General features: G+C 69.3%; 14 protein-coding genes. 12 read left to right on the top strand and 2 right to left on the bottom strand.

Going from position 1 to position 13,445, the window contains the following annotated elements; all coding sequences use genetic code 11:
- Positions 1-4: 4 nt before the first annotated feature.
- On the bottom strand, positions 5-1,429 hold the full coding sequence (locus J1792_RS31155; protein WP_242646952.1) for an amino acid permease: 1,425 nt from the start codon (positions 1,427-1,429) through the stop codon (positions 5-7).
- Positions 1,430-1,618: 189 nt separating this feature from the next.
- Between J1792_RS31155 and J1792_RS31150 the strand changes: the two genes are divergently transcribed.
- The 11 genes from J1792_RS31150 to J1792_RS31100 all read left to right on the top strand — a co-directional run bounded on the left by J1792_RS31150 (position 1,619) and on the right by J1792_RS31100 (position 11,966).
- On the top strand, positions 1,619-2,107 hold the full coding sequence (locus J1792_RS31150; protein ID WP_207248680.1) for a ribose-5-phosphate isomerase: 489 nt from the start codon (positions 1,619-1,621) through the stop codon (positions 2,105-2,107).
- A 135-nt stretch (positions 2,108-2,242) separates the two neighbouring features.
- A complete protein-coding gene (locus tag J1792_RS31145; protein ID WP_207248679.1) occupies positions 2,243-3,055 on the top strand; it encodes an Fpg/Nei family DNA glycosylase in 813 nt (270 codons plus the stop codon).
- A gap of 317 nt (positions 3,056-3,372) precedes the next feature.
- The gene (locus J1792_RS31140; protein ID WP_207248678.1) at positions 3,373-4,512 is read left to right on the top strand and encodes a PP2C family protein-serine/threonine phosphatase; all 1,140 of its coding nucleotides are present in this window, start codon (positions 3,373-3,375) and stop codon (positions 4,510-4,512) included.
- A 35-nt stretch (positions 4,513-4,547) separates the two neighbouring features.
- Positions 4,548-5,078 carry an NADPH-dependent FMN reductase gene (locus J1792_RS31135; protein ID WP_207248677.1) on the top strand — a complete coding sequence of 177 codons (531 nt, stop codon included), beginning with the start codon at positions 4,548-4,550 and terminating at the stop codon, positions 5,076-5,078.
- Positions 5,079-5,187: 109 nt separating this feature from the next.
- A complete protein-coding gene (locus J1792_RS31130; RefSeq protein WP_207248676.1) occupies positions 5,188-6,327 on the top strand; it encodes an ADP-ribosylglycohydrolase family protein in 1,140 nt (379 codons plus the stop codon).
- 400 nt (positions 6,328-6,727) lie between these two features.
- Positions 6,728-7,066 (top strand): hypothetical protein, encoded by a 339-nt coding sequence (locus J1792_RS31125; RefSeq protein WP_207248675.1) that lies wholly within the window; start codon positions 6,728-6,730, stop codon positions 7,064-7,066.
- Between the two features lie 14 nt (positions 7,067-7,080).
- Positions 7,081-7,401 carry a pore-forming ESAT-6 family protein gene (locus J1792_RS31120; protein ID WP_207248674.1) on the top strand — a complete coding sequence of 107 codons (321 nt, stop codon included), beginning with the start codon at positions 7,081-7,083 and terminating at the stop codon, positions 7,399-7,401.
- A 125-nt stretch (positions 7,402-7,526) separates the two neighbouring features.
- Complete coding sequence (locus J1792_RS31115; RefSeq protein WP_207248673.1) at positions 7,527-7,961, top strand: DUF6507 family protein; 435 nt, start codon at positions 7,527-7,529, stop codon at positions 7,959-7,961.
- Positions 7,961-11,065 (top strand): YwqJ-related putative deaminase, encoded by a 3,105-nt coding sequence (locus tag J1792_RS31110; protein ID WP_207248672.1) that lies wholly within the window; start codon positions 7,961-7,963, stop codon positions 11,063-11,065. The genes J1792_RS31115 and J1792_RS31110 overlap by 1 nt, the downstream gene beginning before the upstream one ends.
- A gap of 36 nt (positions 11,066-11,101) precedes the next feature.
- A complete protein-coding gene (locus J1792_RS31105; protein ID WP_307843132.1) occupies positions 11,102-11,581 on the top strand; it encodes an SUKH-3 domain-containing protein in 480 nt (159 codons plus the stop codon).
- Positions 11,574-11,966: a YwqJ-related putative deaminase gene (locus J1792_RS31100; protein ID WP_207248671.1), complete on the top strand. Its 393-nt coding sequence runs from the start codon at positions 11,574-11,576 to the stop codon at positions 11,964-11,966. The genes J1792_RS31105 and J1792_RS31100 overlap by 8 nt, the downstream gene beginning before the upstream one ends.
- Positions 11,967-12,391: 425 nt before the next feature.
- On the opposite strand, the gene J1792_RS35205 is transcribed toward J1792_RS31100, so the two are convergent.
- Positions 12,392-12,523 carry a hypothetical protein gene (locus J1792_RS35205; RefSeq protein ID WP_278186456.1) on the bottom strand — a complete coding sequence of 44 codons (132 nt, stop codon included), beginning with the start codon at positions 12,521-12,523 and terminating at the stop codon, positions 12,392-12,394.
- Positions 12,524-12,746: 223 nt separating this feature from the next.
- Between J1792_RS35205 and J1792_RS31095 the strand changes: the two genes are divergently transcribed.
- Positions 12,747-13,391: a hypothetical protein gene (locus tag J1792_RS31095; RefSeq protein ID WP_242646829.1), complete on the top strand. Its 645-nt coding sequence runs from the start codon at positions 12,747-12,749 to the stop codon at positions 13,389-13,391.
- The last annotated feature ends 54 nt before the right edge of the window (positions 13,392-13,445 follow it).

Raw genomic sequence — 13,445 nt, 5'->3', positions numbered from 1 at the left:
TCGACTACTTCTCGACGGCCGCCGCGCGGTGGCTGCGGGCCCTGACCACGCCGATGAGAAGGACGATCACGCCCACGAGGGTCGAGAGCAGGACCTGCTCACGGTTGTCGCCGCCGTCGTAGACCATGAAGCCGAGCACGAAGGTGATCATGCCGATGGTGGCCCACGTCAGGTACGGGAACAGCCACATCTTCACGAAGTGCCGCTCCGGCATCTCGCGCTTGATGATGCCGCGGAACTTCAGCTGCGTGACGCAGATGACCAGCCACACGAAGAGGGCGATGGCACCGGAGGAGTTCAGCAGGAACTTGAAGACGGTGTCCGGCCAGACGTAGTTGAAGATCACCGACACGAAGCCGAAGACGACCGAGCCGAGGATCGCGGCCTGGGGCACGCCACGCGAGTTCGTCTTGGCGAACGCCTTGGGGGCGTCGCCGCGCTGGCCGAGGGAGAAGGCCATGCGCGAGGCGGTGTACAGACCCGAGTTCAGGCAGGACAGCACGGCGGTCAGCACGATGACGTTCATGAACTGGCCGGCGTGCGGGATGCCGATCGAGTCCAGGGCGGCGACGTAGCTGCCCTTCTCGGTGATCGTCTTCGAGTCCCACGGCAGGAGCGAGACCACGACGAGGATCGAGCCGAGGTAGAAGACGCCGATGCGCCAGATGACGCTGTTGGTGGCCTGGCGGACGGCGCGCTGCGGGTCCTCGGACTCACCGGCGGCGAGCGTGACGATCTCGCTGCCCATGAAGGAGAAGACGACCATCAGCACACCGGTGAGGATCGCGCCGGGGCCGTTGGGCAGGAAGCCGCCGTGCGAGGTGAGGTTGTCGAACCCGGCACCCGGGTTGTCCGAGCCGGGCAGGACGCCGAACATCGCCAGGCCGCCGATCACGATGAACGCGGCGATCGCGACGACCTTGATACCGGCGAACCAGAACTCGAACTCGCCGTACGAGCTCACCGAGGCCAGGTTGGTCGCGGTCAGGACGACCATGACGATCAGGGCCCAGGCCCACTGCGGGACGGCCGGTATCCAGCCGTTGAGGATGCCGGCACCCGCGGTCGCCTCGACCGCCAGCACCACGACCCAGAAGAACCAGTAGAGCCAGCCGATGGTGAAGCCGGCCCAGCGGCCCAGCGCCCGGTCCGCGTACGCGGAGAAGGAGCCGGAGGTCGGGTTGGCCGCGGCCATCTCGCCCAGCATTCGCATCACGAAGACGACCATCGCGCCCACCAGGGCGTAGGACAGCAGGATGCCGGGGCCCGCGGCGGCGATGCCGGATCCGGAGCCCACGAAGAGGCCGGCGCCGATCACACCACCAATGGCGATCATGGACAGGTGGCGGTTCTTGAGTCCGGCCTTGAGGCCGTCCCCGCCCGCCTCCGGGGCGTGGCCGGGATCGCCGGTCGTCGACCCCTTCGTCATGGTCGGCGGTGTCGCGCTCATATGCACGTTCCTTCGGGTTGTTCCTTTGGTTCTCGGGTTACGAGCCACCGCATTAGAACTTTTCGAAGGCGTCTTTAGGAAGACCTGAATCCATTTCGTTGTGTTCACTCAGCGTTACGTATCCCCTGATGACCGGCCGGAGCCTCGGGACGTGCCACACTCGTGCCCATGCGCGTGTACCTCGGCTCCGACCATGCCGGCTACGAACTGAAGAACCACCTCGTCGAGTGGCTCAAGGCCCACGGCCACGAGCCCGTTGACTGCGGTCCCCACATCTACGACGCCCAGGACGACTACCCGCCGTTCTGCCTCCGCGCCGCGGAGAGGACCGCCGCCGACGCCGACGCCCTCGGTATCGTCATCGGCGGTTCGGGCAACGGCGAGCAGATCGCCGCCAACAAGGTCAAGGGCGTCCGGGCCGCGCTGGCCTGGAGCGAGCAGACGGCCGCGCTGGGCCGCGAGCACAACAACGCCAACGTGATCAGCATCGGCGGCCGCATGCACACCCAGGAGGAGGCGACGAAGTTCGTCGAGATCTTCCTGAGCACCCCCTACTCGGGTGACGAGCGCCACACCCGCCGCATCGAGATGCTGAGCCGCTACGAGACCACCGGCGAGCTCCCGGCGATCCCGGCCCACCACCCGCAGCAGGACTGACACCGCCGGGCCCTTCCCCCTCCTGTTCGCTCTCCGATCAAGGGGCGCGCGGCCGGGAGGGGCCCGCCGTGCGGCGGCGGGCGGCTTCGCGCCGGCCCGCGGCCGGCGACGAACGAACCGTCGGAGGACCACCCCATGCCCGAAGGGCATACGATCCACCGCCTCGCGGCGGACCACACCGAGGCCTTCGCGGGCCGGACGGTGCGGGCGACCAGCCCGCAAGGCAAGTTCTCCGACAGCGCCGCGCTGATATCCGGCCAGATCCTCGAGACCGCCGAGGCCCACGGCAAGCACCTCTTCCTCGGCTTCGCCGGCCCCCACTGGGTCCATATCCACCTGGGTCTCTTCGGCAAGTACACCTGGGGCGCGGGCGCCTCGGCGCCGCCGCCCACCGAGACGGTGCGGCTGCGGCTGGCGAACCCCGGCGCGTACGCGGACCTGCGCGGGCCGACGACCTGCGCGCTGATCACGGACGCCGAGAAGCAGGCGATACACGACCGCCTCGGTCCCGACCCGCTGCGCGCGGCCGACGACCCGGACCGGGCGTGGCGGCGCGTCTCGCGCAGCCGCACCACCGTGGCCGCCCTGCTCATGGACCAGAAGATCGTCGCCGGCGTCGGCAACGTCTATCGCGCCGAGGTCCTTTTCCGGCATGGAATCGACCCATACCGCCTGGGCCGCGATCTCAGGCGCTCGGAATGGGACGCCATCTGGTCGGATCTGGTGCTTCTGATGTGCGAGGGCGTCCGTAACAACCGCATCGACACCGTGCGGCCCGAGCACACCCCCGACGCCATGGGACGCCCGCCGCGCGTGGACGACCACGGCGGCGAGGTGTACGTCTACCGCCGCACCGGACAGCCCTGCCACATCTGCGACCAGGAGATCCGCACGGCGGACCTGGCTGCCCGCAACCTCTTCTGGTGCCCCGGCTGCCAGAAGAACTGACCCACCGGCACACCGACCCCGGCGTGCGTGCGGCCCCGCGCGCGGCCGTGGACACCGGCGAGCGGGACCGCACTCCATCTGTTGCCTATGAGTCGTATGTGAACGCTGCGGCGCGCGGCCGGGAAAGAACGGCTCCGGCCGTCCTGCGTACCCGCAGCTCGGCGCGCGAAACCCGCCCTCGGCGGGGCGTTGCCGATCAAATGAGCGAATGTCGCATATGGTTGCTCTTCGGGTGGCCGCCCGGCGCCCCGAACGCGGCCGTCTCGGCGCGGCGTGAATCGACGCACCGCCGAATGGGTGGATAAGGTCCCGATGCAATGACTGGCGGTGCGGAGACCCCGGCGGCCCGGATGCGCAAAGCACTGCACCGGGCCCGAACGAGCATGCGCAAGGCCGGTGTCGACTACTTCCGGGGCGACGGTTCCGACTGGCTCGCCCTGACCGCGCTGCTGGTGTCCGTACCCGCGCTCACCTTGGGCACCATCGCCCAGCCCGAGTGGTGCGCGCCCGCCGCGCTCGTCCTGCCCATCGTGGCCGGCGGCCTGCTGCTGCGCCCCGCCAGCCTGCTCGGGCTCTACGCCGCCGCGGCGGCGGCGCTCATCACGGAGTCGGCGGTCCTGGACGACCCGTACCGCTACGGCACCGACCGGGTCAGCCCCGGCACCATCCTCGTCGTCGCGGCCGTCGGCTTCTTCGGGCTGCTCATCGCGCAGTTCCGCAGCCGGGTCGGGGTCCCCTGGCGACGTGGCGGAACGATGCTCTTCGACCTGCGCGAGCGCATCCGCGTCCAGAGCAAACTGCCCAAACTGCCCCGGGGCTGGCACCGCGAGATGGCGCTGCGCCCGGCCGGCGGCCAGTCCTTCTCCGGCGACTTCGTCGTCGCCGCCCGCACCAACAGCGGCCGCACCCTGGAGGTCGTCCTCACCGACGTCTCCGGCAAGGGCATGGACGCGGCCTCCCGGGCGCTGCTGTTGTCCGGCGCCTTCGGCGGCCTCCTGGGCTCCCTGCCGCCCCACGCCTTCCTGCCCGCCGCCAACGGCTACCTCCTGCGCCAGGACTGGGACGAGGGCTTCGCGACCTCCGTCCACCTCGTCCTCGACCTCGACACCGGCGACTACGAACTCTTCTCCGCCGGCCACCTCCCGGCCCTCCAGCTCAGCGCCGGCACCGGCCGCTGGGAGGAGAAGGCCGCCGACGGCCCGCTCCTGGGCGTCTACGACGGCGCCGGTTTCGACCCGGTGAAGGGCACGCTCCGCCGGGGAGACGTGCTGATGCTCTTCACCGACGGCCTGGTCGAGACGAACGAACGCGAGCTGACCGAAGGCATGGACCGTCTCACCGGCGAGGCCGACCGCTACGTCACCTCCGGCTTCCACGGCGCCGCCTGGCACCTGATCGAGGCGGTGGCCAAGGACGTCAACGACGACCGGGCGCTGCTGCTGATCTGCCGGGACTAGGACGTTCCGTAGCCGCCCGCGGGTAGGTTGGGCGGATGCCCACGCCGCCCATGATCCTCCTGCTGTCCGGAAGCGTACGTTCCGGCTCGTCCAACGAGGCCGCGCTGCGCACGGTGCGGGCCGTGGCCCCCGACCGCCTGCGCGTCGTCCTCCACGAAGGCCCGGCGGAGCTCCCGCACTTCAACCCCGACGACGACCACGACCCGCTGCCCCCCGCCGTGGCGAGGCTGCGGGCGGCGATCGACGAAGCGGCCGCCGTGCTGATCTGCACGCCCGAGTACGCCGGCACGCTGCCCGGAGCGTTCAAGAACCTGCTGGACTGGACCGTCGGCGGCACCGAGATCTGCGACAAGCCGACGGCCTGGATCAACGTGGCGGCCCCCGGCCGCGGCCACGGCGCCGAGGCCACGCTGCGCACCGTGCTCGGCTACACCGGCGCCCGCATCGTGGAGCCGGCCTGCGTACGGATCCCCGTCGCACCCGGCACGGCCGGCCCGGACGGCGTCCTCACGGACGTCGGCGTGCGCGAGCGACTGGCCGAGGTGCTGGACACGCTGACGGCCTGACCCGCCCGGCGACGCCGCACGACCCGTCGGGGCGTCAGGAAGCGGAGCCCGCAGCGCTGTTCGCGGCCGCCGCTGCCCCGGCGCCGCCCCCCGGAGGTAATCTCGGACGATGTCCCAGACCTCACCCGCGACCGCCGCCGACACCGTCACCGACCGCATACGCGGCGCTCTGCTCGGCGGCGCGATCGGTGACGCCCTCGGCAATCCGATCGAGTTCCTCTCCCTGGCCGCCATCCGCTCCGCCCACGGCCCCGACGGCGTCACCGGCATGGTCGCCGACGCCGACGGCGTGACCGGCCGGGTCACCGACGACACGCAGATGACGCTCTTCACGGCGGAAGGGCTCATCCGCGCCCGCGCCCGGGCGGAGGCCAGGGGCATCGGCGGAGCCCAGACCTCGATCATGCGCCACGCCTACCTGCGCTGGCTGGACACCCAGTACCACCCGGCCCCGCCGCCCGCCGACGGCCGCCTCGACGTCGTCCGCTCCGGGTGGCTGCGCCTGCAGCCCTGGCTGTACGCGCAGCGGGCGCCCGGCAACGCCTGCCTGTCGGGGCTGCGCCAGGGGTACACCCCGGACCCCCGGGCGGCCCTCGACGGCACCCGCGGCCCGGTCAACCCCGAGTCCAAGGGCTGCGGCACCGTCATGCGCTCGGCCCCCTTCGGCCTCACCGGCGTCCCCGCCCGCCGGGCCTTCGAGCTCGCCGCCCGCTGCGCCCGGATCACGCACGGCCACCCCACCGGCGCGTACGCCGCGGGCGCCTTCGCCGTGATCGTGCGCCACCTCCTGGACGGCGAGTCCCTCGCGGGGGCGGTCCGCCGCACGCTGGAGCTCCTCGCCTCCTACCCGGGCCACGACGAGACGACCGCCGCCCTCCGCGCGGCCCTCGACCTCGCCGCCGAGGGCCCCGCCACCCCGGAGCGGCTCGAGACGCTCGGCGGCGGCTGGATCGCCGAGGAAGCCCTCGCCATCGCCGTCTACGCCGCCCTCGCCCGTACGGACTCGGTCGCCGAGGCCCTGCTGCTGTCCGTCAACCACTCGGGCGACAGCGACTCCACCGGCTCCCTCTGCGGCAACCTCCTCGGCGCCCTGCACGGCGAGGCGGCCCTGCCGGCGGCCTGGCTGGCCGCCACCGAGGGCCGGGCCGTCATCGCCGAGCTCGCCGACGACTTCGCGCTGCAGTTCCACGGACCGACCCCTCCCTACGGCGAGTCGGCCCTGCCGCGCGAGCGCTACCCGCACAACTGACCCCGCGGCACGGCACGCCGCCGGTGAGGGCGATACCGGCGGTGGCCATGGGCCCGTTGTGCGTCCAGAGACAGTCGTGGGTTGCCATGCCGGCGACCGTGAGACCGGCGGTGCCGGAGAGCCCGCTCGCGATCGCGTACCCGGCGTCTGAGAGACGTAGGCGCAAGGGAGAAGGAGACCTGTGCCCGGGGCGGCGTTGTGCCGTCCCGGGCACGGCTGTTCGGCGCGGTCGATTGTCAGTGGCGGCTGGCACCGTGGTGGTGAGGGGGCTTCACGGAACGATCGGGAGTGATGTGATCTCGTAACAGATGCCACGTCAGTTCGAGAACGTCTTTGTGATCACGTAGATGATGTTGATAGACATGTTCGAGGTAAGTGGCGTATGCATGGGGGTGAGCTCGTGAAGTTCGACATGGGAAGCACGACCCTGTCCGGACTGGTGTCGAAGACGCGCGGTTCGAACGAAGACCTGGGTGGCCTGGTCCGGCAGCTGGTCGAGGCCGCGCGGCCGCTCGAGGGCAAGTTCAACGGCGCCGGCAAGCAGGCCTTCGACCTCTTCAAGCAGCACGCGGACGGTATCGCCAAGGATCTGAACGGTTCGCTGAGCGCGATTCTGGGCGGCCAGTCGGGCTTGGACTCGGCGTTCGGCACGGGTGACCAGGAGTCGGCTGACAACGCGCGCCAGCAGATGGCGGCGGCGAACTTCGATGCGGCCCGCTTCTCGGGCCGTTCGGCGTAAGGGGGAATTCCATCATGGCGGGTACGGGCGCGGGTGCCGACCGGCGGAGCTACGACGGGTCGGCCTCGACCGAGGTGCAGGGGTCGCTGGCGGGCATCATCGGACGGCTGGAAACGCTGCTGATCGAGCGTGACGCGGCGGTGAAGGCGGCGATGGCCGAGTTCAAGGCCGACGGTGTCTCCGACGAGTACCACGGCAAGGAGCAGCGCTGGAACAAGGCCGCCACCGAGGTGCGTCAGATCATCACGCTGCTGCGCTCCACCATGGAGAAGAACGACGGCACGGCGCAGTCCACGCTGGCCAAGGCCAAGGCGGCCGTCGACAACATCGGGTGATTCAGTGCCCGCCCGGGGTGCCGGGCGGGCCACCCCGGGGGACGGGGTGTCGGGGCGTCAGTTCGGCAGTGTCCGCGCTTCCGCGTGCGATGTCACGTGCGGGCAGAGGGGGGGAGTAGGTCGTCATGGACGGGTGGAACATCGATGTCGGCGGTGTGAGCAAGGTCCTTCAGGCCACCGGTGAGCTCGCGGGCAAGCTGGGCGAGGAGTTCGAGGCCTACCCGAAGTCCATGCAGAACGCGGGCAAGCACGCGGGGACGATCGCCAAGGGCGGCGTGGCACCCGAGGACGGCGGCGGTCTGGTGATGGCGGCCCTCGCGGAGTTCGCGCAGAAGAACCAGGAAGACCTCAAGTTCATCGGGGTGCGGACGAGCAAGTCGCTGACCGGGGCGGCCGAGGCCACGAAGGCCTACGGCCATGGCGACCAGGAGATGGCGGCCACCGCGCAGCGGAACTTCTCCAGTGCGCCGACGCCGGAGGAACTGGCCGGCAAGGCCAAGTGGCAGGCGCGCGGCCAGGGGCAGGATCAAGGCCAGGGCCAGGGAAAGGCTGAGGTGTAATGCTCGACCCGAGCGAGATACCGCAGTTCACCGGCAACCTGGAGGAGCTGGACAAGGACGCGGCGGCGCTGAAGAAGGGCGCGGGCCACATCCGCGACGGCGGCGCGGACATCCACGCCAAGTTCCAGGGGCTGTCGGCTCCGTACCACGCGCCCGAGGCGGAGAAGCTCTTCGCGACGACGCTGCCGGTCCGGGACAAGGCGAAGGACTTCGGTGACGACCTGGAGAAGGTCGCCTCGGCGCTGACTGCGTACGCGGGCGAGGTGAAGCCGCTGGCCGAGAAGTTGAAGAGTCTGAAAGCCGAGGCGGAACATTTCGTCGAGTCGGTCAAGGGCGACAAGGACTGGGCCTACGACAAGAAGAAGACCGACCACCAGAAGCGGATCCGCAGCGACATCGACGAGACGGTCGCCGCGTTCAACGACGCCGAGCGCGCCGCCGCCAACAAGATCACCGCCCTGGTCAAGGACGGCACCAAGTGGATAGCCGACGACGGCTCCCACAAGAAGGGCATGTACGGCTTCAAGGCCGAGGACCTCAAGCACGCCAAGGTGCCATGGGGGCAGCCGGAGGACCAGAAGCACCACTGGTACGAGGTGGGCCACTGGGTGAAGTCCTTCGTCTGGGACGGTCTGATCATCGACGGCGTCGTCGGCACGGTGAAGGGCCTGGGCACCCTGGTCGGCTTCGACGGCTGGGACGCGATGAAGAACGCCTGGAAAGGCCTGGGCATGCTGGCCGTCGGCGTGGCGGCCTACTCCATCCCGTCCGTCCGGATGATCCCGGACAGCATGCTGCCGCAGTTCGTCAAGGACTCGAAGAAGGTGGCCCGCGAGGCCGGCAAGGCGATGGTCGCCTGGGACGAGTGGGGCAAGAACCCGGCCCGCGCGGCGGGTGCGGTGACCTTCAACGTACTGACGACCATCACGGGTGCGGGCAACGTCGCGAAGGCGGGCACGGCCGCCAAGGTCGCGGGCGTGGCGGGCAAGGTCGGCAGGGTCATCGACCCGATGACGTACGTCGGCAAGGGCCTGGGCGCGGGCTTCCAGGGCGTCAAGGTCGCCGTCCCCAAGGTCGGCGAGCTGATGAGCGGCCTGCGCACCTCCCTCGGCGGCACCCACGCCATCCCGGCGAGCTTCACCACGCCGGGGGACATGCCCTCGGCCGTGGTGCCGGACACGCACGGCGTGACGGCGGCGTCGTACCACCCGACGGCGGAGGGGACGGGCGCGGTCCCGGCCTCGTTCCACGGCTCGGCGGACGTACCGGGCACGACACCGAGCACGCCGCACACGGCGAGCCCGGCGTCGTACGGCGGCGCCGCGGACACGGGCCCGGCCCCGGCCTCGCACGGTTCGGCTCCGGCTCCGGCATCGGCACCGGCACCGGCGCCGCACAGCCCGGCACCGGACGCGCCGGGCTCGTCGCCGTCCTCGCACAGCTCCGAGTCGGTGTCGCACGGCTCGGCGGCGGATGCGCCCGCCAAGGCGCCGACGCCGCACGGCGAGGCACCGAAGGCACACGACGCGCCGCCGACCGTGATGCCGGACAATTCCGTCCGCTTCTGGGACGGGACGACCCTTCACGAGAACGGCACGATGGAGACCCCGGTGGGCAAGCCCCACAAGGACCCTATCCCCGTCGAGCTCTCGGCCGCGGACCGCGCGGCGCACCAGAAGCTGGAGGCCTCGTTCCCCGCGGGCGACGGCCCGGGCGTCCCGCACGGGGGACACCCGAGCGACAGGCCGGCCGGGGACAGCACATCCGTGCCGCACGAGGACAAGCCCGTCCTCGCGAGCGTCGGGGCCGGCAGGGCCACCGCGGACGCGGCCGCGCACGCGGGACAAGTGGGCGAGAACGCCCACATCAAGCTGGACAGCGACCTCCACACTCCGCACGAGCAGCCCGTCCACGCCAACGCGGGCGGCACTCCGGCGGAGGCGACGGGCCGCACCGCCGACAACACCCCCCGCGCGAGCCACGAACCCCCGACGGGCAGTGGAACCGGCGGCGGCCACCCCCCGACGCACACCGGCGGCGGGGGCGGCGGTCACGACCTCCCGGCCACCGGCCGCGGAGGCGACACCCACACCCCGGCAAGGGGTGACGGCCACGGCACGCCCGCGCACCCGGGCCACGACACGCCGGACTCCGGCGGGAGGGGCCACAACACCGAGGGCCACGGCCGCCCCGGCGGCTCGGATCGGACTCCGCACGGCCACGACGAGCCCCGCCATGCGGACGACGCGCCGCCGCGCGATGGCAACCGTAGCGACGACGATGACACGGCTGCGGGCAACGCCCATGACGGCGACGGTACCCATGGCCACGACGCGGATGCGCCGTCAATGCACGTTGACAGCGTTGGTGGTCATGAAGCCGAATCTGCCTCCACGCACGGCAACGACAGCGATGTTCCGCATGAGAGCGGTAGCGTGCCGAGGGGCATCGAGCTGGACCCGCAACCCGATTGGCATGGGAAGAGTGCCGGCAAGATGCGGCACTACCGGTTCCCCGCCGAATCCGTTGAGCACCTGAGCCCGGCTGAGCAAGCCGTTGTCCTGGAGCGGAGAACCATCGAGCTGGCTGACGAGGCCCGGCTGGAGCCGCCGAAGGAGGAGCTGACCAAGGCGGAGAAGGACGCAAGGGCAAAGCAGCCGCAGCCCGACCCGGGGCAGAACAAGGTGATCGAGGCCTGCGCGGGAAGCCTGCTCCATGACAATGTGATCACTTCTCACACGAGCATGACCAAGATGCACGGACAGAAACTGCCCGATACGCATCCGGTACTCCAAAATCTTCTCGAAAGAATCAAAGCCGACAGTGATGCCAAACTTATACCCCCCAAGGGTTCGGGGCATGGAAAGTGTGCGGAGATCGCGCTCATCAATGACCGTATTAAAATGCTGGAAGCAAACGGCGTAACGATACAGTCGCTGGCTGATGCTCGGCGGGCACTGGAAGGTGCGAAGATCCACACGCGGAAGATCGGAGACTATGTAGCGCGGGACACGGGTGAGCTCATGCACTCGCATGGCCAGTACTTGCCACCTTGCGGTACGTGTACTCATATCCTTCCCGAGCTCGGTATAGACCCTGTGTGAGGGGGAGCGGATGATTGGTGCGAAAGGAATTTCATCGTGGTCCTGAATGGGCACACGCCCGAGGTCACTGAGTGGCTTACCCGAAATGGCTGGTCGCCTGGCCGTGACATCGGTGCGAAGGCTGACGAACTGGTTCGAATCCGCATCGAGGATGCTGCACGCCAGGGCTGGCCAATGGAAGAACTCGAGGTGGCAACCCGGTTCATTCGCTCTTATGGCGAGCTTGAACTCTCGTACCCTTGGACCGCGCCCAAACCCGCCTTGATTTTCAATCCTACGGTTGGCTATGACCGAGACGTAGAGGTATTCGACGAACTCGCCGAGGGGCTCGGCAAGAAGGTATTCCCGGTGGCGTATGAGGCTCATGAACCAGGCCTCTGGGTTATCGACCAGGCTGGTCGCTTCTTCTACCTGCACTACACCGGCGGCTACTTCCTGGGCGAGAACGAGTACGACGCTCTTGCGGGGGCGTTGCATGGAAGGCATCGTCCCGATGCGGAGGACTTCTATGTCTGACGCCATCCCGTCTGTGGCGGCTTCCTTGCTGCTGAAGGGGAAGATCACCAGCCATACGAGCTTGTTCGGTCAGGGAACTCCCGAACTACATCCGGCTGTGCAGGGGTTCTTTGACGCTCTGCCGATGGAGCAGCGCGAGCGGTTCATCGGGACCTGTGCCGAGTCCGCTCTCATTTCCGACCAGTTCCGGGCGCTGGATGCGGAGCGTGGGGACGGTCGCTTCACCACTCTCGCTGAAGCGCGCCCCCACTTCGTAGGTGCCCTCGTCCTGTCCAGGAAGATCCGGCCGAACGGTGACCCCGAGCACGGGCAGCCGACTCGCCCCTGTCGGTCCTGCACTGCTCTGTTGGAGGCGCTCGGGGTGCAGATTCACGAACCGTCCTGATTGCTGGCCTTCTGCTTCTATCGAACAGAGGCCGGCAAGCCGGGACGCTTGGCCGAGGCAAGGCTCGTCGGTTCATCGTCCGCCCGTTCCTCAGGGGCGTCGTTCGTGAGGCCGCGGCAGAACAGGCGGTCCCGTTCCGGCATGCGGGACAAGTGGGCGAGAGCGCCCACATCAAGCTGGACAGCGACCTCCACACCCCGCACGAGCAGCCGGACCACGCCAACGCGGGCGGCACTCCGGCGGAGGCGACGGGCCGCACCGCCGACAACACCCCCCGCGCGAGCCACGAACCCCCGACGGGTAGCCGAACCGGCGGCGGCCACACCCCGACGCACACCAGCGGCGGGGGCGGCGGCCACGGGCTCGGCCGAGGATCGTCGGTGAGCCATGAGCTGCCTGTCGGCCCTCCCCACGGTTCCTCTCCGTCACATGGCGACACCCCGAGTGGTGGTCACGGTGACGGCTCGGTGGGCGGGCGCGGCGATGGGCCCCTCGGCGGACGCAGTGAGAGCACGACCAGCGGCGGCCACGATGGCCTGGCCAGTGGCGATGAACACGTCCCACACGCTACTGATAGCGCCGTTCCCCCCAGCGCGGGGCACAACCCGATCGACGAGATCGAGCCGGAACGCTATAGCCGAGGTGAGGATTTGGTGGGGCCCTGCTCCGAGCCCTGCGCCCTGAGCAAGGGGCAGCCCCTCAAGAGGCGCTCAAGAGGCGCTCACGCGAGCGAAGATGGATCCGAGAGACCAAGCTTCCGTTTTCCCGTAAGGAATATCCTTGTCCACTCTGATGCGCGCCCCACGTGAATGTGGTTCATGGTTCTGGGATCTTGAGGACGTTTCCCAGCATGGCCTCGATTCGGCACTGGCCGTAGCACACAGGATGACGGAGGTCCTTGAGCGGCACGGACTCCTGACCCCCCACAGGCTCGAATACGGCTGGTATGTGCTCGACTCCGGTGGAATCGACGTCACGACGACCCTGGCATTGACCGTGCCACTGGGCGACTCGCATGTCTCGGAACGTGTTCTCCAGAGCCGTCCGTGCGGCTTTCCGGATGCCGAAGTCGACGACATTCATGTCGTGGGACCTGGCACTTGGATCGATGTGAAGGGAGAGTCTCGCCGCGAACCTCGCCTGGTGGATCTGTCTGTCTCCCCTGCTCCGGTTAGCCTCACCGCAGAGCTCGCTGTCCACCATGACATTTGGGGATGGTTCGACTTCGCCGGCAAGCCTCACCCGGATGTGTACCAGCGAAACGCGCCTCGTCTGAAAGCGGCCCTTCAGGAACTGAACTCAATGCTTGGTGTGGATGCCGAGCCGGGGGAAGCTACACACTTCGGTTTCGCCACCGACCTTGGTATCGGGACTCCCGATGCTTACGAAGACGGCTCTGGGCTCGACCTCACCTACAAGCTCTAGCCGCGCGCTTTCGCGAAGTGCGGTGTCCAGTATGTCCTTCGCACGGAGAGTGGC

The organism is Streptomyces triculaminicus, assembly GCF_017349075.1.
GTDB lineage: Bacteria > Actinomycetota > Actinomycetes > Streptomycetales > Streptomycetaceae > Streptomyces > Streptomyces triculaminicus.
This window is presented reverse-complemented; position numbering and strand designations above follow the sequence as displayed.

What these genes read in the sequence shown, in the direction of transcription:
- J1792_RS31100 (WP_207248671.1), top strand. Translation starts at nt 11,574, where the DNA reads ATGTCTGACGCCATCCCGTCTGTGGCGGCTTCCTTGCTGCTGAAGGGG.
- J1792_RS31115 (WP_207248673.1), top strand. Translation starts at nt 7,527, where the DNA reads ATGGACGGGTGGAACATCGATGTCGGCGGTGTGAGCAAGGTCCTTCAG.
- J1792_RS31150 (WP_207248680.1), top strand. Translation starts at nt 1,619, where the DNA reads ATGCGCGTGTACCTCGGCTCCGACCATGCCGGCTACGAACTGAAGAAC.
- J1792_RS31135 (WP_207248677.1), top strand. Translation starts at nt 4,548, where the DNA reads ATGCCCACGCCGCCCATGATCCTCCTGCTGTCCGGAAGCGTACGTTCC.
- J1792_RS31145 (WP_207248679.1), top strand. Translation starts at nt 2,243, where the DNA reads ATGCCCGAAGGGCATACGATCCACCGCCTCGCGGCGGACCACACCGAG.
- J1792_RS31130 (WP_207248676.1), top strand. Translation starts at nt 5,188, where the DNA reads ATGTCCCAGACCTCACCCGCGACCGCCGCCGACACCGTCACCGACCGC.
- J1792_RS31155 (WP_242646952.1), bottom strand. Translation starts at nt 1,429, where the DNA reads ATGACGAAGGGGTCGACGACCGGCGATCCCGGCCACGCCCCGGAGGCG.
- J1792_RS31110 (WP_207248672.1), top strand. Translation starts at nt 7,961, where the DNA reads ATGCTCGACCCGAGCGAGATACCGCAGTTCACCGGCAACCTGGAGGAG.
- J1792_RS31140 (WP_207248678.1), top strand. Translation starts at nt 3,373, where the DNA reads ATGACTGGCGGTGCGGAGACCCCGGCGGCCCGGATGCGCAAAGCACTG.
- J1792_RS31120 (WP_207248674.1), top strand. Translation starts at nt 7,081, where the DNA reads ATGGCGGGTACGGGCGCGGGTGCCGACCGGCGGAGCTACGACGGGTCG.